The sequence below is a fragment of the Flavobacterium sp. genome (assembly GCF_035456085.1).
GTDB lineage: Bacteria > Bacteroidota > Bacteroidia > Flavobacteriales > Flavobacteriaceae > Flavobacterium.
This window is the reverse complement of record NZ_DATIDY010000026.1, coordinates 1-23,844: the sequence shown is the minus strand read 5'-3', so window position 1 is coordinate 23,844 and position 23,844 is coordinate 1. Positions and strand designations below refer to the sequence as shown.

20 protein-coding genes are annotated in these 23,844 nt (G+C 31.0%); all 20 read left to right on the top strand.

Annotation, left to right across the window (positions count from 1 at the left end; all coding sequences use genetic code 11):
* Positions 1-1,294, top strand: a 1,294-nt coding sequence (locus VLC96_RS02290; RefSeq protein ID WP_325260433.1) for a PAS domain-containing sensor histidine kinase, incomplete at its 5' end; no start/stop codon positions are given.
* Between the two features lie 978 nt (positions 1,295-2,272).
* Positions 2,273-3,223, top strand: a complete 951-nt coding sequence (locus tag VLC96_RS02285) for a GDP-L-fucose synthase family protein (protein WP_325260432.1) — start codon at positions 2,273-2,275, stop codon at positions 3,221-3,223.
* A gap of 73 nt (positions 3,224-3,296) precedes the next feature.
* Complete coding sequence (gene gmd, locus VLC96_RS02280) at positions 3,297-4,421, top strand: GDP-mannose 4,6-dehydratase (protein ID WP_325260431.1); 1,125 nt, start codon at positions 3,297-3,299, stop codon at positions 4,419-4,421.
* A 9-nt stretch (positions 4,422-4,430) separates the two neighbouring features.
* Complete coding sequence (locus VLC96_RS02275) at positions 4,431-5,429, top strand: acyltransferase family protein (RefSeq protein ID WP_325260430.1); 999 nt, start codon at positions 4,431-4,433, stop codon at positions 5,427-5,429.
* Between the two features lie 44 nt (positions 5,430-5,473).
* Positions 5,474-6,781 (top strand): MATE family efflux transporter, encoded by a 1,308-nt coding sequence (locus tag VLC96_RS02270; RefSeq protein WP_325260429.1) that lies wholly within the window; start codon positions 5,474-5,476, stop codon positions 6,779-6,781.
* The gene (locus VLC96_RS02265; RefSeq protein ID WP_325260428.1) at positions 6,782-7,981 is read left to right on the top strand and encodes a glycosyltransferase family 4 protein; all 1,200 of its coding nucleotides are present in this window, start codon (positions 6,782-6,784) and stop codon (positions 7,979-7,981) included.
* A gap of 107 nt (positions 7,982-8,088) precedes the next feature.
* Entirely contained in the window at positions 8,089-8,667 is a 579-nt protein-coding gene (locus VLC96_RS02260) for an acyltransferase (protein WP_325260427.1), read from the top strand.
* Positions 8,668-8,811: 144 nt separating this feature from the next.
* Positions 8,812-9,822 (top strand): acyltransferase family protein, encoded by a 1,011-nt coding sequence (locus tag VLC96_RS02255; RefSeq protein WP_325260426.1) that lies wholly within the window; start codon positions 8,812-8,814, stop codon positions 9,820-9,822.
* Positions 9,823-9,933: 111 nt separating this feature from the next.
* Positions 9,934-10,842, top strand: a complete 909-nt coding sequence (locus VLC96_RS02250; RefSeq protein WP_325260425.1) for a glycosyltransferase family 2 protein — start codon at positions 9,934-9,936, stop codon at positions 10,840-10,842.
* 12 nt (positions 10,843-10,854) lie between these two features.
* The gene (locus VLC96_RS02245; RefSeq protein WP_325260424.1) at positions 10,855-11,970 is read left to right on the top strand and encodes a hypothetical protein; all 1,116 of its coding nucleotides are present in this window, start codon (positions 10,855-10,857) and stop codon (positions 11,968-11,970) included.
* Between the two features lie 9 nt (positions 11,971-11,979).
* Entirely contained in the window at positions 11,980-13,239 is a 1,260-nt protein-coding gene (locus VLC96_RS02240; protein WP_325260423.1) for a glycosyltransferase family 4 protein, read from the top strand.
* Positions 13,240-13,258: 19 nt separating this feature from the next.
* Positions 13,259-14,590 carry a hypothetical protein gene (locus VLC96_RS02235; RefSeq protein WP_325260422.1) on the top strand — a complete coding sequence of 444 codons (1,332 nt, stop codon included), beginning with the start codon at positions 13,259-13,261 and terminating at the stop codon, positions 14,588-14,590.
* A gap of 9 nt (positions 14,591-14,599) precedes the next feature.
* Entirely contained in the window at positions 14,600-15,766 is a 1,167-nt protein-coding gene (locus tag VLC96_RS02230) for a glycosyltransferase family 4 protein (protein ID WP_325260421.1), read from the top strand.
* 2 nt (positions 15,767-15,768) lie between these two features.
* Complete coding sequence (locus VLC96_RS02225; protein ID WP_325260420.1) at positions 15,769-16,944, top strand: glycosyltransferase; 1,176 nt, start codon at positions 15,769-15,771, stop codon at positions 16,942-16,944.
* Positions 16,945-16,979: 35 nt separating this feature from the next.
* Positions 16,980-17,522 carry a putative colanic acid biosynthesis acetyltransferase gene (locus VLC96_RS02220; protein ID WP_325260419.1) on the top strand — a complete coding sequence of 181 codons (543 nt, stop codon included), beginning with the start codon at positions 16,980-16,982 and terminating at the stop codon, positions 17,520-17,522.
* A 4-nt stretch (positions 17,523-17,526) separates the two neighbouring features.
* The gene (locus tag VLC96_RS02215) at positions 17,527-18,486 is read left to right on the top strand and encodes an NAD-dependent epimerase/dehydratase family protein (protein ID WP_325260418.1); all 960 of its coding nucleotides are present in this window, start codon (positions 17,527-17,529) and stop codon (positions 18,484-18,486) included.
* A gap of 363 nt (positions 18,487-18,849) precedes the next feature.
* Positions 18,850-19,596 (top strand): glycosyltransferase family 2 protein, encoded by a 747-nt coding sequence (locus tag VLC96_RS02210; protein WP_325260417.1) that lies wholly within the window; start codon positions 18,850-18,852, stop codon positions 19,594-19,596.
* A 71-nt stretch (positions 19,597-19,667) separates the two neighbouring features.
* The gene (locus VLC96_RS02205; protein ID WP_325260416.1) at positions 19,668-21,086 is read left to right on the top strand and encodes an undecaprenyl-phosphate glucose phosphotransferase; all 1,419 of its coding nucleotides are present in this window, start codon (positions 19,668-19,670) and stop codon (positions 21,084-21,086) included.
* A gap of 114 nt (positions 21,087-21,200) precedes the next feature.
* Positions 21,201-21,992, top strand: a complete 792-nt coding sequence (locus tag VLC96_RS02200; protein ID WP_325260415.1) for a polysaccharide biosynthesis/export family protein — start codon at positions 21,201-21,203, stop codon at positions 21,990-21,992.
* A 10-nt stretch (positions 21,993-22,002) separates the two neighbouring features.
* A partial coding sequence (locus VLC96_RS02195; RefSeq protein ID WP_325260414.1) for a GumC family protein occupies positions 22,003-23,844 on the top strand: 1,842 nt, incomplete at its 3' end.

Below are 23,844 nucleotides of genomic sequence, written 5' to 3'. Positions count from 1 at the left end.
TTACCATTCAAAAGATTTCATGAAAGAACTTTGGAGAACCATTGCTAATGGAGAAGTTTGGAATGGTGAGGTAAAAAATAAAGCTAAAGATGGTTCTTACTATTGGGTCGACACAACAATTGTCCCATTTTTGAATGATGAAGGCAAACCTTATCAATATGTGTCTATCCGTTCTGAAATTACAGACCGCAAAAAAAATGAAGAAGAATTAAAAAAGACCATAAAAGAAATTTCTGATTACAAATATGCTTTAGATGAATCGGCAATTGTTGCCATTACCAATCAAAAAGGAATTATTACACATGTTAATGATAACTTTTGTAAAATTTCCAAATTTTCAAGAGAAGAACTCATTGGTCAGGATCATCGAATAATCAACTCGGGATATCATACTAAAGACTTCATGCAGGAACTTTGGAAAACCATTGCCAACGGAAAAGTTTGGAGTGGCGACTTAAAAAACAAAGCTAAAGATGGATCTTACTATTGGGTCGATACTACTATTGTTCCTTTTTTGAATGAGCAAGGTAAGCCTTTTCAATATGTGGCAATTCGTTCGGACATTACAGAGCGCAAGCGCGGTGAAGAGGAATTGCTAAAAAATTCCAATACTTTAGAAAATCAAAACAGACAATTGGTCGATTTCTGTAATATCGTTTCTCATAACCTCAGAGGTCCTATGATGAACATTACTGCTTTAATTGATTTTATTAAAGAGACTAAAGATGAAGATGAAAAAGCAGAGTTTTTTGAAGCTATTTCAAAAGTAGCCAATCATTTAAATGAAGTTTTCGAGGAATTAATAGAAACTGTTCAGGTAAGACAGGATACCGAAATATTTTTGGATGAAATCATATTGCAAAAAGTTACCGATAAAGTATTTTTAGGTTTTGAAGCTCAGATTATCCAATCAAAAGCAAAAATAGAAATTGATTTTAATGAAGCTCCAATTATTCATTATCCACAAAAATACATTGATAGTATGATGATGAATTTAATTAGTAATACTTTTAAATACAGATCAAAAGAACGGGATTTGGTAATTAAAATCAAAACCGAGAGAAAGAATGAAAATATTATTTTATCAGTTTCCGACAATGGATTAGGAATTGATTTAGAAAAACACCGAGAAAGTCTATTCAAAATCCGACGCACTTTTCACGATCATCCAGAAGCCAAAGGTTTTGGATTATTTATGACAAAAACTCAAATTGAATCGATGGGAGGTTCGATTTGGATTGAAAGTACTCCTGGTGAGGGAAGTATATTTTTTATAGAAATAAAAACCAAATAGTCCAATTTACAGAGCTGATTTATCATAAAAATTTAAACTTAACAATTTTTTAAAGAGAGAACATTGATTATTCAATCGTTCTCTTTTTTTTGGTTTAAAATTGAAAAAAACACATTTTGAGGTTAAATATTTTTGAATACTTTTTGGTTTAAATAATTGATTTTTAATTATTTGATTATCGTTTTTTATTTTTTTTAAAGCACGAAATTTTTAAAATTTAATATGGTAAAAAGACTGCTTTCTGACTACAAAAAAAACTTTCAAAATGTGTGATTAAATAATTTTCTGATAATTTCTTATTTACTAATCATAATAAAGAAACTATAATCAGTGTTATAATAGAGCTTGTTTTAAATTATTAATCAGTTTAATAAAAAAAGAAATGGAAAATGGTTTTTTAAAATTTATACATGTTGTGAAATCTTATGTTAAAATGCCAAATTCTCAATTCAATTTTTACTTTTTTGAATATTGATTAGAATACACAAAAAACACTAATTATTGATATTTTAAACGCTAAGTATTTTTACTATATCGTTATATTAAATTATTATAATACTGGTTTTTAACATATTAGGTTATTTTTTTGCATAAAATTGCTTCATATTGCGTTATATATTTTTAAATTCATAATGGTTTAATTGGCGCAGTATATCGAGTAAATTTACTATTAAACGATATATAAGTGATATTCAGTTTATTATTTATTTAATTTGTTTAAGAATCAAAAGGAAGAACTGTTTTTAGCAGAATATTCTATTAATTTCATCTCTCGATTGTAAGAACTTTTGCAATAAAAATGGGAGTATGAAATGCGAAGCGGTACCATGAAGTCACCAACGCTTTATAAGCTTTCGTAATATAATGGTTGTGAATATTTTAAAAAACTATCATTCTTTTAGTTTGAAATAAGCACCAATTTTTTTTGAAAATTAGATTATCTTGTTAAAATATTTTACAAAAAACGTAATGGAAATAATGAACAACGAGACAAAAATATACATCGCAGGTCATAAGGGAATGGTTGGGAGTGCTATTTGGAGAACATTATCAGCCAAAGGATATACAAACCTAATAGGAGTTTCAAGTAAAGAATTGGATTTAAGAAATCAACAAGCAGTTAGTGACTTCTTTTCAGACGAAAAACCAGAAGTTATTATTGACGCAGCAGCGAGAGTTGGAGGAATTTTAGCAAACAATGATTATCCATATCAATTTATTATGGAAAATATGCAAATTCAAAACAATCTGATTGATTCTGCACTAAAGTCCGGAGTTGAAAAATTCATTTTTTTAGGCAGCTCTTGTATTTACCCAAAATTGGCACCACAGCCACTTAAGGAAGAATATTTACTTTCAGACACATTGGAACCTACCAATGAATGGTATGCTATTGCAAAAATCACCGGAGTCAAAACGTGTCAGGCTATTAGAAAACAATTCGGAAAAGATTATGTTAGCTTAATGCCTACTAACTTATATGGGACATACGATAATTTTGACTTAAACACTTCCCATGTTTTGCCAGCCATGATCAGAAAATTTCATGAAGCAAAGCAAAACAATAACGCTCCAGTGACTCTTTGGGGAAGCGGAACTCCAATGCGCGAATTCTTATTTGTTGATGATATGGCTGAAGCTGTTGTTTTTGCCTTAGAAAATAAATTACCAGATTATCTTTATAATGTTGGGACAGGAGAGGATTTAACTATCAAAGAACTCGCAGAAGCAATTCAGAAAATTACTGGACACGAAGGTCAAATTATATGGGATTCTACAAAACCTGATGGAACTCCGAGAAAATTAATGGATGTTTCAAAAATGCACGAATTGGGCTGGAAACATAAAATAGAACTTCATGAAGGGATTCAAAAAACCTATAATTGGTTTTTGGAGAATGAAGGAAAATATAAAAAAGTCAAATTGTAATTATTTGCAATAATTTAATCGTTATAAACAAGCAAATATTAAAGATTTAGCAATTCATCAAATTAAAAATAACATGAGTACAACACAAAAAACAGCATTTATTACTGGAGTAACAGGACAAGACGGAGCATATTTAAGTGAATTTTTACTTAAAAAAGGTTATATCGTTCATGGATTAAAAAGACGTTCTTCTTTGTTTAACACAGAAAGAATTGATCACTTATATCAAGATCCACATACAGATAATGTCAATTTCATTTTGCATTATGGAGATATGACTGATAGTACTAATTTAATTCGTTTGATTCAGGAAATTCAACCAGACGAAATATATAATTTGGCTGCGATGAGTCACGTGGCTGTTTCTTTTGAAACTCCTGAATATACCGGAAATGCTGATGGTTTAGGTACTTTACGTATTTTAGATGCAGTTCGTTTGTTAGGATTAGAGAAAAAAACTCGTATTTATCAAGCTTCAACTTCTGAACTTTATGGCAAAGTACAAGAAGTACCACAATCTGAGACTACACCATTTTATCCACGTTCACCTTATGCAGTTGCCAAAATGTATGGCTTTTGGATAACAGTGAATTATAGAGAAGCGTATGGAATGTATGCTTGCAACGGAATTTTATTTAACCATGAATCGCCAATTCGAGGGGAAACTTTTGTGACTCGAAAAATTACAAGAGCAACGTCAAGAATTGCTTTAGGATTACAAGATAAATTTTATTTAGGGAATTTAGATGCCAAACGTGACTGGGGACATGCCAAAGATTATGTGCGTATGATGTGGATGATTTTGCAGGCAGATGAACCAGAAGACTGGGTAATTGCCACAGGGAAAACTACTCCCGTTAGAGAGTTTGTGCGTATGAGCTTTGCTGAGGTAGGAATCGAACTAGAATTTAAAGGTGAAGGTGTCGAAGAAAAAGCGTATGTAAAAGCTTGTAATGATCCAAAGTATCAACTAGAAATTGGTAAAGAAGTTTTAGCAGTTGATCCAAAATATTTCAGACCTACAGAAGTAGATTTATTAATTGGTGACCCTACAAAAGCGCAAAATAAATTAGGTTGGAAATGCAAATATGATTTGTCAGCATTAGTAAAAGATATGATGCAGTCAGATTTGAAATTGATGCAAAAAGACCAATATCTAAAAGAAGGCGGATACGCAACTTTGAATTATTTTGAATAATAGTTTTTAATGGAAACGGTAAATCGTTCTATCTCTGCAGATTTAATTAAAACCATTTCAATATTTGGAGCAGTTTTTATACATAGTTTTGGAATTTTATGCAATCTCTCCAATTTTAGTATTGATATTACTCACATGTTCAGATTTGGTGTTCCTGCATTTTTAGTATTGTGGGCTTATTTTTTTGAAACTTCATATAATAGAAAAAATAAATCCGAACGATTTACCTATTTAACGCAACGTTTTACCCATCTTTTCAAAGTTTATATTATTTGGAGTGCAGTTTATTTTATTGCAATTGCTAATTGGGATGTTTCGTTTTTGAAAAATATAACAATGTATTTTGCAGGATTTGGTTTTTCCGGGCAATATTTTTTAATTATACTTTTTCAATTATTACTTGTACATCCTTTGTTAAGATATTTGTATTTCAACAAAACACTAAGAATAATAACCATTTTGATAATAGCGGTTCTTTACATTCTCTATGGATATTTTGAATTTCTATTACCTAATATATTATTAAAAATAGGCGAAAGGGCATTCTTATTTTGGATTCCTTCGGTATTTGTAGGTATCGCAATGGTTCACGGCAAAATGATAAAAATTCCATTGGTTATGGCTGTGTCAATTCTTTTAATACCATTAGAATCTTCGATTTTACATCAATTTAATTACCATCATTTTAATCATATAACACCAATAGTATTAATTAGTTCAATACTTTTTTGTGTCAGTATTATGCAAAAAGAACATTTGATTAAAACTAAATTGAAAAAAGTAAGCCATAGAGTATTAACTTATATAGCTACACATACAATAGTGATTTTTATTTTGAATCCAATGATAATCGTCTTTCTCTTAAAATTTAATTTTTTCAATTATTTTCATTTTTCTTATTTAGAGAATTTAATTGCGGGTTCCGTAATGACTATCATTATTACTTTTTTTTGTTTAGCAGTGGGCGAATTTTTCCAGAAAATTGGCTTGGAAAAAATTGTATTTTAAACTTTAGTACAGCAAATTAAAATATTAGTAATTATAATTTATCAATGTTACAAAGAGTTAAAGCACATAGACACTACGAGAAAGCCATATATTGGGGAAAACTAGTTAGTATTACCGGATCGGCTCAAATAATAATTCAAGTGGTAGGTTTTGTAAGTGGTGTATTGATTATAAGACTTTTACCCGTTCAGGAATATGCTCTATATACTTTGGCAAATACAATGTTGGGAACAATGAATTTGTTGGCTGATGGCGGTATTTCTACCAGTGTTATGGCACAAGGAGGAAGAGTGTGGCAAGATAAAGAAAAACTGGGAGCAGTATTGGCAACAGGTTTGCATCTCCGTCGTAAATTCGCAGTAGGTAGTTTACTGGTAGCAACACCAATACTTATTTATCTATTAGTTGAACATGGTGCCAGCTGGTTGATGACCATTTTAATTGTGGCCTCTTTAATACCAGCATTTTTAGCAGCACTATCTGATTCATTGCTTGAAATTGTACCAAAATTGCATCAAAATATTCTTCCACTACAGAAAAATCAATTATCAGTAGGCGTTGGAAGATTGATTCTTACCGGATTAACCATTTTTATTTTCCCATGGACATTTATTGCAATCTTAGCTAATGGAATACCAAGGATTTACGGAAATATAAAATTGCGTAAAATATCAGAAAATTTTACAGATACAAAGCAAAAACCAGACCCAGAAGTACAAAAAGTTATTCTAAAAGTAGTAAAAAGAAATATGCCTGGAGCCATTTATTATTGTATATCTGGACAAATCTCAATATGGTTAATTTCTATTTTTGGTAATACAACTTCAATTGCTGAGATTGGCGCTATCGGAAGAATTGCTGTAATGTTAGCTATTGTAAGTACTCTTTTCAACACTTTAGTAATACCTAGGTTCTCACGTATTCAAAATCAATCCGATAAATTAATTAGTATTTACACCAAACTTTTACTTATTATTTCTGCGTTAGCTGTATTAATTGTTTTGACAACCTACTTGTTTACGGATCAAATTTTATGGATTTTGGGTAAAAATTATTTGCAATTAAAATATGAATTACTATTGTTAATCATTTCTAGCAGTATCAATTTGATTATGACATTATCATTGAATCTTACTCTGAACAGAGGCTGGATATTAAATCCCCTTATTTCTATCTCTTTGCAAATAATACCTACCATCATTGGCTGTTTGGTTTTTAATATTTCAGCATTAACAGGTGTTCTTTACATGAATATATTGGTGGCTTTAGTGCAAATGATAGTTTATATTATGTATGGATATTATAAGTTATTTAATTTAAAGAAAGTTGAATTTGAATCTACAAAAGTATAAATGATGAAAAAGTTGAAAATACTGTTTGTCTTACAATGCCCTTTTTCAGACCATTTTGGTGCAGGTAAAGTTCATTTTGATTTAAAAAAAGAATATGAACGAATGGGACATGAAGTCGATACTTTATCAAGTGATGACTATTATCCAAATGGCCAATCTACTATTTCTAAAATAGTTGGACCATTATACACTTATGAAATTTTCTCCAGATTAAAAGAAATTGCATATAAATATGATGTAATTGATGCAAACTTTAACTGCATCCCGTTTCCAAAAGAATCATTTGGCTTTAATGGACTTTTAATTTATAGATCTCATGGACTTTTGCCAGTTTATCGTAAGGCTGAAGCAAGTCATGAATATCAAGAAATGTTGAAAGCTAATAGAGAACCTGTAAAATTAAAAACACGTTTTGGAAATTTATACAGAATGATGTTAAAAAAACCTGGACCAAACGTATTTGCTGATTCAGTGAAATATGCAGATATTATTCATTGCTTGAATCAAGAGGAATATAATTTTTTACTTGAATATGGGATTCCTAAAAAAGAAATTTTACTGTTGCCAAATGGAATTTCAGATACATTTGTCGAAAATGCTAATAAATCAGACATTCACGGTAAAAGCAATATTATCTCGTTTGTCGGGTCTTGGACATTACGAAAAGGGATTAAAGACCTTAACGAAATTCTAACTGTTATCGATCAAAAAGTAAATATTGATAAATTTAATTTACTTGGAGGAGTAACCAAAAGAGAGAAAGTTGTAACTTTTTTTGATGCTAAATTTGAAAATAAGTTAAATGTAATTCCGACTTATTCACAGGCTAACTTGGTGGATTTATTGAAAGAAACAAAAGTTGGAATTTTCCCAAGTTATATAGAAGGCTTACCATTAGCAATAATTGAACAAATTTCATGTGGAATTCCTGTAGTTGCCTATGATATCCCCGGATCCAAAGAGATATTGCAAGACATTGATCCAACGCTTTTAATTCATCCCGGTAATAAAAAAGCATTTGGTGATAAAGTCATCGAAATATTAAATATGAATGAGAAAGATTATGTAATCCTAGCTGAAAAATGCAAAGCTAAATCCCAAGAATATTTAATGAGCAAAGTTTCTGAATTGTTCATTGACGCCTATTATAAAAATCATAAATCACTTTTAGAAAAATATAGTAATCCTATTTTACAGTAAGATTTCATTATTTAATAATATATTTTCGAAAAATCTTCAGTCATTTTTTTTAGTAATTCTACTAGAAACAGAATTTACAGCACTAAAAATTACAAAAGTTTATTTTAATGAAATTCGATTATTTCTTTCAACAATCATTTTTTTTATTGCGTAAACGTTATTTAAAAAAAGCATTTAGTTTTTTAAGAAAAAGCTATTATCAACTGCAAGGGATGAAAGTAGGAGAGAGAACATTAATTTCTAAAATTTATTGTACCTGGCCACATCAGGTTTCCCTTGGTATAAATTGTACTGTAGAGCAAAATGTTTTTTTTAAGTACGATAACATTTGGAAAAAAGAACCTTCTATTATTATCGGTAACAATGTATTTATTGGTTCTGGATGTGAGTTTAATATAACAGAGAAAATTAGTATTGGTGACAATTCATTAGTTGCATCGGGAACACGTTTTGTAGATCACGATCATGGAATGGCAATAGACAGGCTTATTTGCAAACAACCAAGCACATCTGCTCCAATTATAATCGAAAATAATGTTTGGATAGGTGCCAATGTAGTAGTTCTGAAAGGTGTGAAAATTGAAGAAGGAGCAGTAATAGCCGCAGGTGCTGTAGTTAGAGAATCAATTAGGGCCAATGAAATTTGGGGTGGTGTTCCAGCAAAAAAGATTGGATTGAGAAAATAAATTAAACCAAATATTTTTTGTAATTCCTCAAATATTAAAGTATCCATATATAATTTCTTTACTGTTACTTAATAAAAACGAGCTTTTTGATTTCCATAAAAAGGCTAAATTCTAAAAATATTTACAAACTTAAATTAGCGAAAAATGAAAAAGATTATAGGATTAAATTCATTACGTTTTGTTTTAGCTTTCACAGTCTTACTTGGACACGGAGCTCTTCCAAAAGTTAGCGGCGATTATTTAAACCATAAAATAGTAAATGTTTTAAATGGATTTTTGAATAATTCTACAGTTGGTATTGCGGCGGTTATGGCCTTTTTTATTATTTCAGGTTTCTTTATTCATTACCCATATTCATCTGGAAAGAAAATTGATGTTCCTGAATTTTATACAAGACGAATTATACGTATAGCAGTTCCGGGAATTATAGCATTCTTGATTTATAAGTTTCCTTTTAATCATGAAATGGGTGTGGTTTGGAGTTTGATTTGTGAAGTGATATACTATATTCTTTATCCTCTTTTTCTTAGAAATATCAGGCATCTGAATAAAATGATTGTTATCTCTTTTATAATAAGTTATGCAATCTCAATTCTTTATTCATTAAATTATGCAGAATATAATGGTGACTTTCATAGAACAGGATTTTACATTACGTGGGCAGTTGGTTTACCTATATGGCTTTTAGGAGTAAAATTGGCTGAACGATATCAAAAAAATGATTTTGCACCAATTACATTTCAACAGTTAAATATGTATCGTCTGACTGTATGGTTTTTGTCAATAATATGTTCAATTGCAAGGTTTCATTTACATATTTCTTTTGCTTTTTCATTGCCATTATTTTCGATTGTAGCCTTTTTTTGGTTGGAAAAAGAAATTATTTATTATCAAAACAAAAAGGAGAATAGGTTCTTGGATTATGGTGGATTGATGAGTTACTCAATTTATTTAATACATAGTCAGATTTTTTTCTTAATTGAATATATTTTTAATGTAAAAATATTATCTAATAACTTTTTATTATCAATGTTAGCCATTGTATCATCTTTATTTTTTTCTTGGATATTTTATTTATTAGTCGAAAAACCATCGCATTTATTTGCCAGATCAATCAAATTAAACAGACTAAAATTCTTTTCTAGCAATGTTTAATTGAAGATATAAACACTCAATTTTTCAATATTGATTGAAAGTTGTTGATAGCAGATTATAGTTAAAACTACTGAGACAATTTAGTCTAAAAATTAAATAAACCATATTATTATGAATTCAACAGTATCTATTTTGATTCCGACATATAATAGACTCGACGCACTAATAGATGCGTTAGATTCAGTCTATGAACAAACTATTTTACCGAATGAAATTATAATCGGGGATGATTCAACTAATGATTTGACGGAGAAGTATATCGAAAATTTACAGCAAACCAGTAAGATTCCAATATATTATTTTCACAATAAGCCATCACTAAAACAAATGCGTAATGTGGATTCTTTATTCAAAAAAGCGAAAAGTGATTATATAATGTTACTACACGATGATGACATGCTTTTGCCAAAATGTATTGAATTACTAAAAAAACCTTTGGACGAAATTCCAGAAGTCATTGCAAGTTTTGGGAACCAAATACTAACGACTGATGGAGGAGAAGTTATTGAAGGATCAGAAAAAATAAATAGTGCGTTTTTCAGAACACCAGAAAGATCAGGGATAGTTGATGGGTTTATGGCTGGAGCTGTAAGTATGTTTCCTAATGATTGTTATTTAGTCCGTCGTGATGATGCTTTAGCCGTAGGATACTTGGATAATGAAGGAAGAGCCGGAAATGGAATTGATTTTTATTTCGGATACAGTTTAGGAAAATTGCGTAAGCCTTTTTATTACGTAAATGAACTTACTGCCAAATACCGTCTTTCAAATGAATCAATTAGAATAACATCTGATAGCGGTTACACTTCTGTAAAGATTTTATTTGAGGATTGCAAAGATTCGATGTCTCCGGAGATTGAACAATCAATTAAAAATAAAATAGCAAATGCAATTACAATTGCTGTGCGTAAAAAAGATAAAAAGAATGCCTCAAAATGGCTTTTTTCTAAATATTATAGGAACAAACTTGTTACACCAAGAGGAATAAAAAGATTACTCTTAGTTGTGAATCCATTTTAAAATAAAAATTTAATGAAAATTATTTTCCTATGTGGCTCGCTCGAACCTGGTCGTGATGGTGTTGGTGATTATACGAGAAGATTGGGTGCAGAGATAATAAGACAAGGTAATGAAGCTTCAATAATTGCATTAAATGACCTTCAATGTTCAGAAATACTTAACGAAAAGCAAGTCTCTGAGGGTACATCGATTGATGTTTTAAGAATTCCGAATAATACAACGATTAAAATACGTCTTCAAAAGGCTCAAGATTTTATTAATGACTTTAATCCTGAATGGATTAGTTTGCAATATGTTCCTTTTTCTTTTCAAGAGAAAGGACTTCCTTTTGGTTTAGGATCTCAATTATCTAAAATTGGTAAAGGAAGAAAGTGGCATATTATGTTCCATGAGTTGTGGGTGGGAATGGATAAAGAAGCTCCTTTGAAGCATTTTTTTTGGGGAAAAGCGCAGCAAATGATTGTTAAAGAGCTTAATAGCAAATTATGTCCTCAAGTTATACATACTCAATCTATAATGTACCAGGCGCAACTTAATAGATTAGGCTTATTTCCTAAACATCTGCCACTATTTGGAAATATTCCAGTAGTTGGAATTAAAAATAATGAAATTGATACAAATAATAAGACACTTACTTTCGTTGTTTTTGGTTTAATTCATCATGGGGCACCAATAAAGCAGTTCGTTTCAGAATTAGTTGATTATGAAAAAAGAAATCAAGTCAAAACGCAATTAATTTTCATAGGACGATGTGGAACTGAACTTGATAATTGGGTTAATGTGTGTAAAGAAGCTTTAATTGAATTTAAAGTATTGGGAGAACAAGATCCTGCAACAATTTCTAAAGTTTTAATAAATGCGGATTGGGGCATCAGTAGTACACCAATGTTTCAAATTCAAAAAAGTGGAACAGTAGCAGCAATGTTTGAACACGGATTGAAGGTAATTTGTGTAGCAAGAAGCTGGACACCATCTCATCTTAAAATTTCATCATCAATAGAAGGCGTAGTAGAATATAAGGAAAACAAATTGGAAACTATACTAAAAGATAGAGACGCAAATCAGTTAAAAATATTTTTGAAAAATATAGCTAATGATTTGGTTAATAGCGTAGATCAGTACAAATAAGATTTAAAAATGAAAATAATAGTATCACATCCCACAGGAAATTCAAATGTTCGTGCTGTTGCCAAAGGTTTTTTGGAATCAGGATCTTTATTCAGATTTTATACAACGATTGCTTCTTTTCCTAATGGTTTTTTATATAAACTAGGAAGTTTTCCACCTCTGAAAGAAATCCGAAGAAGGAGTTACGATGGTAAATTAGAACCTTTAACAAATACATATCCTTGGCGGGAAATTGGAAGGACTATTTCATCCAAATTCAAATTGAATAATTTTTTAGTTCATGAAAAAGGTATATTTTGTATAGATCAGATTTATAAATCATTGGATAAACATGTAGCAACCGATTTAAGTATTGCTCAAAAAAAAGGAGTTACTGCAGTGTATGCCTACGAAGATGGAGCACTAGAAACTTTTACAGAGGCTAAAAAGTTAGGTTTACTTTGCATTTATGATTTGCCTATAGCGTATTGGGAGACTGGCCGAAAATTACTTATGGAGGAAGCTGAACGTTTGCCGCAATGGGCTAAAACACTTGGTGGTGGTATAACAGATAGTGCTGTAAAGTTAGAAAGAAAACGCAAAGAATTAGAATTGGCCGATGTAGTTGTTGGACCGGGTTCTTTTGTTTTGGATTCTTTACCTGAATGGTCTGCAGATAAAATTAAAATCGTATCGCCTTTTGGTTCACCCGCTAGTAATATATCTTTAAATGTAGTTGAAAAGAATCCAGATAAACCACTTCGAGTACTTTTTGTTGGATCAATGGGACAAAGAAAAGGATTAGGAGATTTATTTGAAGCTGTAAAATCATTGCAAGGAATAAATGTAGAATTAGTTGTTTTAGGTTCTTTACTTGCACCAATGGAATTTTATCGTTCACAATTTTCAGATTTTACATACGAGCCAGGACGTTCGCATAATGAAGTTTTAGAATTGATGAGAACTTGTGACGTTTTTTGTCTCCCTTCCATAGTTGAAGGAAGAGCATTGGTAATACAAGAAGCCATGAGTCAGGGTTTGCCAATTATAATTACTCCGAACACAGGAGGAGAAGATTTGGTAATTGAAGGTGAAACAGGTTTTTTGGTACCAATTAGATCGGCTGAAGCTATCGCTGAGAAAATCAAATGGTTTGCTGAAAATAGAGATAAAATTGCTATGATGGGCAAAAAAGCAGCAGTACATGCTCAAAATTATACTTGGGAAAATTATAGCAATAATATAGTTAAGCAATTGGATCTATATTATAATAGTATTAAAAGTAACTAATACAAGACTGTAATATATAATGAACTTAGATTATATAAATTCAACAAATTCAATCCAACGAGATCCTTATAAAGACTTAAAAATAGGGATTTGGCTGTATTTTTTTCTTTTGATATTTGAAGGTGCTTTGCGAAAATGGTTTTTGCCAGCTTTAGCAACCCCTTTATTAATTGTACGCGATCCAATAGCCCTGTGGCTGCTATTCCGAGCACATCAAAAAGGGTTATTTGCTTATAACGGATATATCGTAGTAATGGGAATAACGAGTTTTATCGCTCTTGTTACGAGTTTATTATTTGGTCATCAAAATCTTAATGTAGCACTTTATGGTTTACGAATATTGGTAATTCATTTTCCGCTTATGTTTGTTATTGGAAGAGTATTTACACGGGAAGATATTATAAAGCTAGGAAAGGTGGTAATTTATTTAAGTGTTCCAATGTTGATACTTATTACTTTACAATTTTATAGTCCACAATCGGCTTGGGTAAATAGAGGAGTTGGTGGTGATGTTGCGGGTGCAGGTTTTAGTGGAGCTTTAGATTTTTTTAGACCACCAGGAACTTTTTCATTTACTCTTGGAAATTCAATGTTTTGGGGATTTACAGCACCTTTTGTTTTTTATTTTTGGTTGGTTCCTCAACAAATTAATAAACTTTTTTTACTAGGTGCTACTGCAGCTTTATTATTGTCAATTCCAATATCTATCAGTCGTACTTTGATGTTTGAAGTTGCTCAAACTTTTGTCTTTACACTTTTTATAATGATTCAAAAGCCGAAATATATAGGGAGTATGGTAATTACCCTTGCAGCTTTATTTTTATTGATTGGGATTTTAAGTTTAACATCAGTTTTCCAAACAGGAACCGAAGTATTTACAACAAGGCTTACGAATGCAAGTGGAGACGAAGGCGGTTTACAAGGAACATTGGTAGATCGTTTTTTGGGAGGATTGATTGGCCCTATCGCCGAGGCAGATAAAATACCTTTTTTCGGATATGGGATTGGTATGGGAACAAATGCTGGGGCTATGTTATTAACAGGTAAAGTAGATTTTCTTATTGCAGAAGTAGAATGGGGGCGACTTATTGGCGAAATGGGAATGCTACTTGGATTGATTGTAATTGCAATCCGCATTTCTTTTGTTTACGAAATAACAGTTCTTGCTTATAAAAAGCTTGCTACTGATGATTTTCTTCCATGGTTGTTAGTCAGTTTTGGGTTTCTTACCATTTTGCAGACACAATGGGCTCAGCCAACGGTTTTAGGCTTTAGTACGCTTATAGGTGGTTTGATTTTAGCATCCTTAAAAAACAAAAAAACTTTAGCATTAAAAGAAAATATCAAATAAAAAAGATATATGAATATCATTGTTTTTGCACATCCTACTTTTTTAGATCATCAAAGCATGCCCAGATATGCAAATATGATTGAAAAAGGAATGATAGAAAGAGGACATTCTGTTGAAATATGGACAGCTTCGCCACTTTTTTTTAATTTTCCACTTCCAAAATCATTTAAAAAGTGGATGGGATATATTGATCAATTTGTGATGTTTCCTATGGAAGTGAAAAAGAAATTGAAAAAATGCTCTCCTAATACACTTTATGTTTTTTCAGATCATGCATTAGGACCTTGGATTCCATTAGTGTCACACAAAAAACATGTCATTCATTGCCATGATTTTTTAGCTCAACAATCGGCGTTGGGAGAAATACCAGAAAATAATATTGGCTTGTTTGGTAAAATTTATCAAAAGTATATTAGACAAGGTTATAGAAAGGGAGAAAATTTTATTTCAATCTCAAAAAAAACACAAACGGACTTACATCATTTTTTGGAGAAAGAGCCTCACTTTTCTAAGGTTGTTTATAATGGATTAAATCAAGATTTTAAACCAAACGATCCGAATTTTATTAGAAAACAATTGAGTGAAAAACTGCAGATGAATTTAAATGAAGGATATGTTTTGCATGTGGGGGGAAACCAATTTTATAAAAATAGGAAAGGAGTAATTGAAATTTATACAGCATGGCGTAAAAAAAATACTCATACTATTCCTTTGTTAATGATTGGAAATGAACCCAATGAAGAATTGAAAGAATTAAGAAAAAAATCGCCTTTCTCAAATGATATTTATTTTTTATCAAATATAAACGATGAAATTTTGAGAGCGGGCTATCAAGGTGCAACAGTTTTACTATTTCCATCTTTAGCTGAGGGGTTTGGTTGGCCAATTGTTGAAGCTATGGCATCAGGTTGTCCTGTAATTACAACAAATGAAGCTCCTATGACCGAAGTCGGAGGGAAAGTTGCTTATTATTTAAACAGAAGACCGAGTGATGATACAAAAGTTGAAAAATGGGCAACAGAATCTGCTTTAGTTTTGGATGAGTTGGTAAAATTATCAGATGCTGACCGTCAAAAATTAGTAAATCAAGGTCTAGAGCACGCACAATCTTTTGAACCTGAAAAAATTCTGGATAAAATAGAAACTATCTACAAAACAATTGTAGAAAATAATTAAACATGAAACAACTCCATATTATACCCACAATGAATCCTAAATCGGGTGGTCCATGTCAGGGCATCCGAAACGTAGCACCATATTTGCAAAATTTTGGAATTGAAAATGAAGTAGTTTGTCTAGACAGCCCATCAGAAGAATATGGTATTGAAGATTCTTTTATGATATATAAATTAGGTAACGGTAAAACCAGCTATCAATATCATGCTACGTTGGTTAATTGGCTAGTTGAAAATTTAGATAATTATGAAGCTGTTATAGTTAATGGCTTATGGCAATATTCGAACTACGCCGTTTACAAAGCTATTCAACAACTTAAAAAAGAGAATAAAAAAGTTCCCAAAGTGGTTGTTATGCCTCACGGAATGTTGGATCCATATTTTCAAAAAGCGCCAGAAAGAAAATGGAAAGCTTTAAGAAATGAATTGGTTTGGCAGTTTATTGAAAAAAAATGTATTAATAATGCCGATGCTCTTTTTTTTACATGTGAAGAAGAATTGCTTTTGGCTCGCACTACTTTCAAAGGATATCATCCAATTAAAGAAAGCAACGTAGGTTTTGGAATTCAAAAACCGCCTGTCAATATATCCAGGATGAATGAAGCTTTTCAACAACTTTTGCCAAACTTGAAAAAGAATTACTGGTTGTTTCTGAGTAGAATTCATCACAAAAAAGGAATTGATCTTCTGATTGATGCTTACAATCAACTAACATCAGAAACTGATGCTATTCCCGATTTGGTAATTGCAGGTTCAACTGATTCAGATTACGCACAACAAATGATGAAAAAAGCAAAAAATAATCCTAAAATACATTTCTCAGGCATGTTATCGGGAGACTCAAAATGGGGAGCTTTTTATGGCTGCGATGCTTACTTGTTGCCTAGTCATCAAGAGAATTTCGGTATCGCAATTGTAGAAGCAATGGCATGCGAAAAACCTGTATTAATCACCAAAAACATTAATATCTGGAGAGAGATTAAGGCTGGTGAAGGCGGATGGATATTAGAGGATTTGAATGTTGATACTATAAAAAATCAACTGGAAATTATATCGAAAATGAATAAAGAACAACTTCAAGATTTTGGAAAAAAGGCTTATCAAGTTTTTGTAGATAAATTTGATGTACAAGACCGTGCAAGCTATTTTGCCAAAACAATAAAAGAACTTTGTGTATAATCAAATTCATTTTTTTTTAGTTAAAATATAAATTTATGTATCAAGACCTCAAATCATTTTCAGTTCCAGCCAATTTTAGAGGAAGATCTAAAGTTACAGTACAATTATGGTGGATTGTACAAACAACCCTTTTTGGTTGGTCTCCACAGTTTATGTATGGATGGAGACGATTTTTACTTCGTCTTTTCGGTGCAAAAATTGGTGAAGGTGTACTATTGCGATCAACAGTTAGAATTACATATCCTTGGAATTTAGAAATTGGAGATTATAGCTGGATTGGCGATGATAATGTTCTTTATAATCTAGGAAAAATTAAAATTGGAAATAATGTAGCTCTGGCACACAAAGTTTATCTTAATACAGGTGGGCATGATTATAAAGTACCTTCGTTTGACATTTTTGCAAAACCAATTTTAATTCAAGATGAATGCTGGATAACCAATGATGTTTATGTTGCGCCAGGCGTTACAATAGGAAAAGGGTCAATTATTGCAGCCAGAAGCTCAGTATTAAAAGATATTCCAGAAAATAAAGTATGTGTAGGAACTCCTGCAAAACCAATTAAAAATAGAATATAAAGTTATGTTGAAAATCGTAGTGACTGGAGGTTCAGGTTTTATTGGGACGAATCTTATATCAAAGCTATTAAGTGATGGGGTTGATGTATTAAGTATTGATGAAAATGAACCTAAAATTAAGGAGCACCTTCCTATATTTCAAAAAGTAAATCTTCTTGATTATGATAATCTCGAAAAATCCATTTTGAGTTTCAATCCAGATTATGTTATTCATCTTGGTGCTAGAACTGATTTAAATGGAAAATCATTAACAGAGTACGATGCCAATATTCAGGGAGTTCAAAATTTGATTCAAATTTTAGACAAGCTGCCTTCATTAAAAAGAGTGCTTTTTACATCATCAATGTATGTTTGTCAACCAGGCTATACACCCAAAAATGATAATGATTATAAGCCTCATACAATTTATGGAGAAAGCAAAGTTCAAACAGAAAAAATCATTAAAGAAAGAAACCCAAGCTACGAATGGGCTTTAATAAGGCCTACTTCAATTTGGGGACCTTATTTTGGCGAGCCCTACAATTTATTTTTTAAGATTGTTCTATCGAAAAAGTATTTTCACATGGGATCAAGAGCTTGTAAAAAAACTTATGGTTATATAGACAATTTTATTTATCAACTTTTATCAATTTTAAAAGCCGATGAAAAATTAATCAACAAAAAAACTTTTTATTTGGGAGACTATGAACCTTATGATATTTCATTGTGGGCAAATGAAATAGCCGAAGTAAAGAATCTAAAAATACCAAATGTTCCTTATGCATTCTTTAAAATTTTGGCATTTACAGGAGATTTTTTAAAAGTTTTTAAAATAAAATTCCCAATGACGAGTTTTAGACTTAGAAATATGACAACTGATAATGTTTATGATCTTACACCCATTTATGAAATAGCACCTACGCTTCCTGTTAGTAGAAAAAAAGGTACAGCGATAACAGTTAAATGGATTGATGACATTGCATAATTGTTTTGTCTATTTTTACAAATTAAATTTTAAATAATAACACCTGGTTTCTTTATAAAAGAAAACAAACCAACTGATTTCTATGAAAGAATCAATTCTCAAAATAGAATCAAATTTTAAATTCCCCAAATCTATAAATTTTATAAAATAATATAGCTAATGGTGATTTCAGTGAAATGATCGTGTTTCCTGTTTTTTTACTTTTTGCTGTGCTATTTGGTAACTGTAAGCAATATTTCATTTTTTTTCATTTGTTTTTTCTAAAAAACGAATTTGATTTTAGCTAATGAAATTATTGATTGTGTGACGCTTAATAAAGCAGGATTTTAGCCTGTAATATTTTAATTTAAAAATTTATTAGATATGAAAATTTCTATCATTACTGTTTGTTACAATCGCAGTGCTACTATTGAAAAAACTATTTTAAGCGTACTTAATCAAGATTACCCTAATATCGAATACATAATTATAGATGGGGGATCGAAGGATGGTACGCCTGCAATTATTGAAAAGTATGCAGATAAATTAGATGTTTTTATTTCAGAACCGGATAATGGAATGTACGATGCAATTAACAAAGGCTTGAATTTGATTACTGGTGATGTTTTTGGTCTAATGCATTCTGATGATGTTTTTTATGACAATAATGTTGTTTCTAAAATTGCTGAAGCTTTCAAAAATAATCCGACAACTGATGGTGTATATGGCAACGGAATTTATGTGACCAATGATTTTCAGGAAAAAATAGTCAGAAACAGAATAGGAGGTGAATATAATTTTGGAAAACTGAAATCGGGTTGGTTACCACTGCATCCAACAGTTTATCTTAAAAAGAATTGTTTAGAACAATACGGAAATTATAACTTGAATTTTAAAATCGCATCTGACACAGAATTTTTATTACGCTATTTATTTAAGTACAAAGTTTCTATGCAATATTTAGATACTTACGTTGTCAAAATGCGAATGGGCGGTTTAAGTACCGACTATAAAAGAGCAGTCGAAGTCTTAAAAGAAGACTATAATATTTATAAATATCATAATATTAACCCATTAAGTGCTGTCCTTTCTAAAAAAAGTCAAGCTCTTAAACAATATTTTGTAAGATGATAGGTTCTTTTATACAAGATGTAGTACATCAACGGCTATTAATTATTTCAAATAATTTTAATTCATTTTATATGTCATTTTTGCAAACTATAGCAAATTATAGGCTTTCTCGTTACTTTAAACTTTGTTTTCTTGTCTGGGACATTGTCCTATTAAATATGACTATCGTTATTTCATACTTTCTTAAATTTGGTAGTTTTAATGACATAAATCTAAAAGAGAGAAGGACTATCTACTTGTTGGCAAATGTTTTATGGATTTTGTTATTGCTTTATAAAAATTCATATATAATTATTCGTATAGAAAAAATTGAAACTATATTGAAACGCATGATTAAGCAAATTGCTGCTCATTTTTTATTGATTTCGATGTTTATAATTGTTTTAAGATATTCAGAAATCTCTCGTGTAGTTCTACTATATTTTTATTTAATCTTTTTTTCTCTCCTATTTATTTCCCGATTATTATCTATGAAATTTTTAAATTATATCCGTGCACATGGCTTTAATTTTAAAAATGTAGTTATAGTCGGAGCCAATCATGCTGGGGATAATATCAGGAAGATTCTATCAAAAGACCTTACTTATGGATATCGTGTCCTTGGTTTTTTTGATAATACTACAGAAACTTCAACTTCTTTATCATTGCCATTGCTTGGTGGTTTTGATGAAATCGAAAATTATATCCTCAGAGAAAAAATTGACGAAATGTATATTGCGCTAAACACTGATCATATAGAAACGATCAATAAACTGACCGCGCTTTGTGAGCACCATATGGTGAGAATTAGATTTATTCCAGATTTCCAGCAATATACATGGTCTAGTAAAGTAGAAATAACTTTCTACGAGAACACTCCTGTTTTGATGTTGAGAAAAGAACCATTAGAAGGAATGATCAATTTATTATCAAAAAAAATATTTGATCTCGTTTTTTCTTTTTGTGTGATTGTGTTTATTTTCTCTTGGTTGTTTCCAATTCTTTATATTTTAATAAAATTAGATTCTCCAGGACCAGTATTTTTTAAACAAGAGCGATCTGGTAGAGACAATGAGTCTTTTACTTGTTTAAAGTTCAGAACGATGTATGTTAATGATTTGTCTGACCAAGTTCAGGCAACAAAAGGTGATAGTCGTGTTACCAAACTAGGCGCTTTTATGCGTAGAACCAATATTGACGAATTGCCTCAGTTTTTAAATGTGTTATGGGGAGATATGTCTGTTGTTGGCCCTCGTCCACATATGCTTAAACATACTGAACAATACTCAGAATTAATTAATAATTACCTCGTACGTCATTATGCTAAACCTGGAATTACAGGCTGGGCACAAGTTAACGGTCTAAGAGGTGAAACAAAAAAACTAATCGATATGAAAGACCGTGTTGATTATGATATCTGGTATATTGAAAACTGGAGTTTATTATTAGATCTAAAAATAATTTTTCTTACAGTTTATAATATATTTAAAGGGGAAAAGAACGCTTACTAGCATATTCTCCTTTTCTAAAATGCTTAATTACAAATTCAATCTAGTTTAATTTAAAAAAAAATAGTGCCCTAAAAGTCAATCATTAATTTAAAGAATATGATAAATACACTAAAAATGAAATATTTTAATATAAAGAAAAACGCCCCTCTTTTTCTTGTTTTATTCCTTTTTTCCTGTGCCTCCAAAAAAGATCTTGTTTATTATCAAAATGCCGATAGTTTAGAACCACAGGGTGAATTAACTTCTTATGAAGTCAAAATTCAACCAGACGATTTGTTATCTATTATCGTTTCCGCAGAAGATCCTGAAATTGCTATACCTTTCAACCTACATACTGTCAATGTTGCTAGACCAAATCGACCAGATTTGGCTAGTGGTGAAGAGACAATGCAATTGTATCTGGTTGATACAGATGGCAATATTAACTTTCCCATATTAGGGAAATTGCATGTTGGTGGTTTAACCCGAACACAAATTTTGATGTTGTTTAATGCTAAACTTTCAACTTACATTAAAAATCCAATCGTAAATTTCCGTATCACTAATTTTAAAGTTTCAGTTCAGGGTGAAGTTACTGCACCCGGAACCTACAATGTTTCTTCTGAGAGATTAACTCTTATCGAAGCTTTATCAATGGCCAGAGACCTGACAATTTATGGTAAAAGAGATAATATATTAATCATTAGAGAAATTGATGGTAAAAAAATATATGCCAGGGTAGATATTACCAGAGCAGATTTTATCAATTCTCCATACTATTATTTGGCACAAAATGATGTGGTTTATGTTGAACCAAATAAGAATAAGATAAATGGTGCCGCGGTTGGTCCAAATACAGGTGTTCTTATTTCTATTACCTCTTTAATAATCACATTAGTTACATTAATTGTCACTACGGCAAAATAAAATTTTTAGAATGGAAAACTATAATAGCATAGAAGATAATTTCGCAAAAGATTTTGATTTAAAAGCATTTTTTGACAAATATTTAGTTCATTGGAAATGGTTTGTATTAAGTATTATTGTTTTTTTGATTTCAGCCTTTTTGTATATCAGATATATAATACCACAATATGAAGCTTCAACAACAATTTTAGTAAAAGATGAAAGTAGAGGTAGTATGCTTTCTGAGCTTTCTGCTTTTTCTGATATTGGGGTAGGTGAAGGTGTAAAAAGTAATGTTGATAATGAAATTGAAATTTTAAAATCAAGAACATTAATCGAGAGTACTGTAAAAAAGTTGAACCTTAACGTAAGGATATTTGCAAAGGGGAGCATTAGAGATGTTGAACTCTACAAAAATGCCCCAATTGACGTTATGCTTATCAATCCTGAGAAAGGTTTTTATAAAAACGGGTTGAGCTTAAGTTATACAGAAATAGGTCCCGACACTTTTGAATTAAAAAATGATTCAGAAGATGAAGAGTCAACTACAAAAAAAACTGCGAATAATGATTTCCATTATGGTCAATTAATAGCAACTCAATATGGGCATATAGTTATTAGGAAATCTAAAGACAGAACTAATAATGATGTTGATATAAACAGTCAGTTAAGAATAATGATTGTCCCTTTGGACGGCATGGTTAGTAGTTTTAGTCAAAGGTTGTCTGTAAAAGCTATAAGTAAAGTTAGTAGCGTAGTAAATGTTTCAATTCAAGATCCGGTTCCAGGAAAAGCAGAGGAATTTTTGGATAATTTGATTGAAATCTATAATAGAAAAGCAGTTGGTGATAAAAATTTTATTGCCGAGAACACTTATGAATTTATAAATAATCGTTTGAGGATTATTACGGAAGAATTAGAAGGGGTTGAAAAAAACGTAGAAAGCTTTAAAACTTCCAATAAGGTTACTGATATTGAATCTGAGGCTGATCTTTATGTTAAAGGATCTGATGATTACGTAAAAAAGGGTGTAGAGACTGAAATCCAATTGAATATGGTGTCTTCTATGTTGGCTTATATTAAAAAAAGTAACAGCACGGATCTATTGCCAACCAATATTGTTGGAAGCCAAGGAGATGCAGGAAATTTAATTAATTCTTATAACGAATTGGTTTTACAACGCAACAAGGTTCTTAAGTCGGCAACATTAGAAAACCCTTCTGTAATCAAATTAGATCAGCAAATTGCTTCGTTAAAATCAAATGTAGTTGCTAGTTTATTGCGAATGGAATCTAATCTAACCATTCAAAAAGAAAACCTGAAACATAATGAAGGTCTTTTGAACAATAAAATTGGAATGATCCCTGTTCAAGAGCACCAGTTCAGAGTTATTGCGAGACAACAAAAAGTTAAAGAAGAGCTGTATTTGTATTTGTTGAAAAAAAGAGAAGAAACGGCCATTTCATTATCGACAACAGAACCAAATGCCCGAGTTATTGATGCTGGTAAGGCTGGTAAATATCCCGTTTCGCCTAAGACCAGTATGATCTATTTGGCTGCTATACTATTGGGATTATTTATTCCATTTATGTGTATATATGTAATTAATTTATTAGATACTAAAATTAAAAGCAGATTAGATCTTGAAGGCAAAACAGCAATTCCTTTTATAGGGGATATACCTACTTCTCATTCTCCTTCAGAAATCATGAGAGCCGATAGTCGTTCTAGTTCTGCAGAAGCATTGCGAATGGTTAAGACTAATCTGGAATTTATGCTATCCAAAGATGGTGCAAAAGGTGCCAAAACTATTTTTGTTACTTCTACTTTTCCTAAAGAAGGAAAGACTTTTGTATCAGCTAATCTTGCAGCA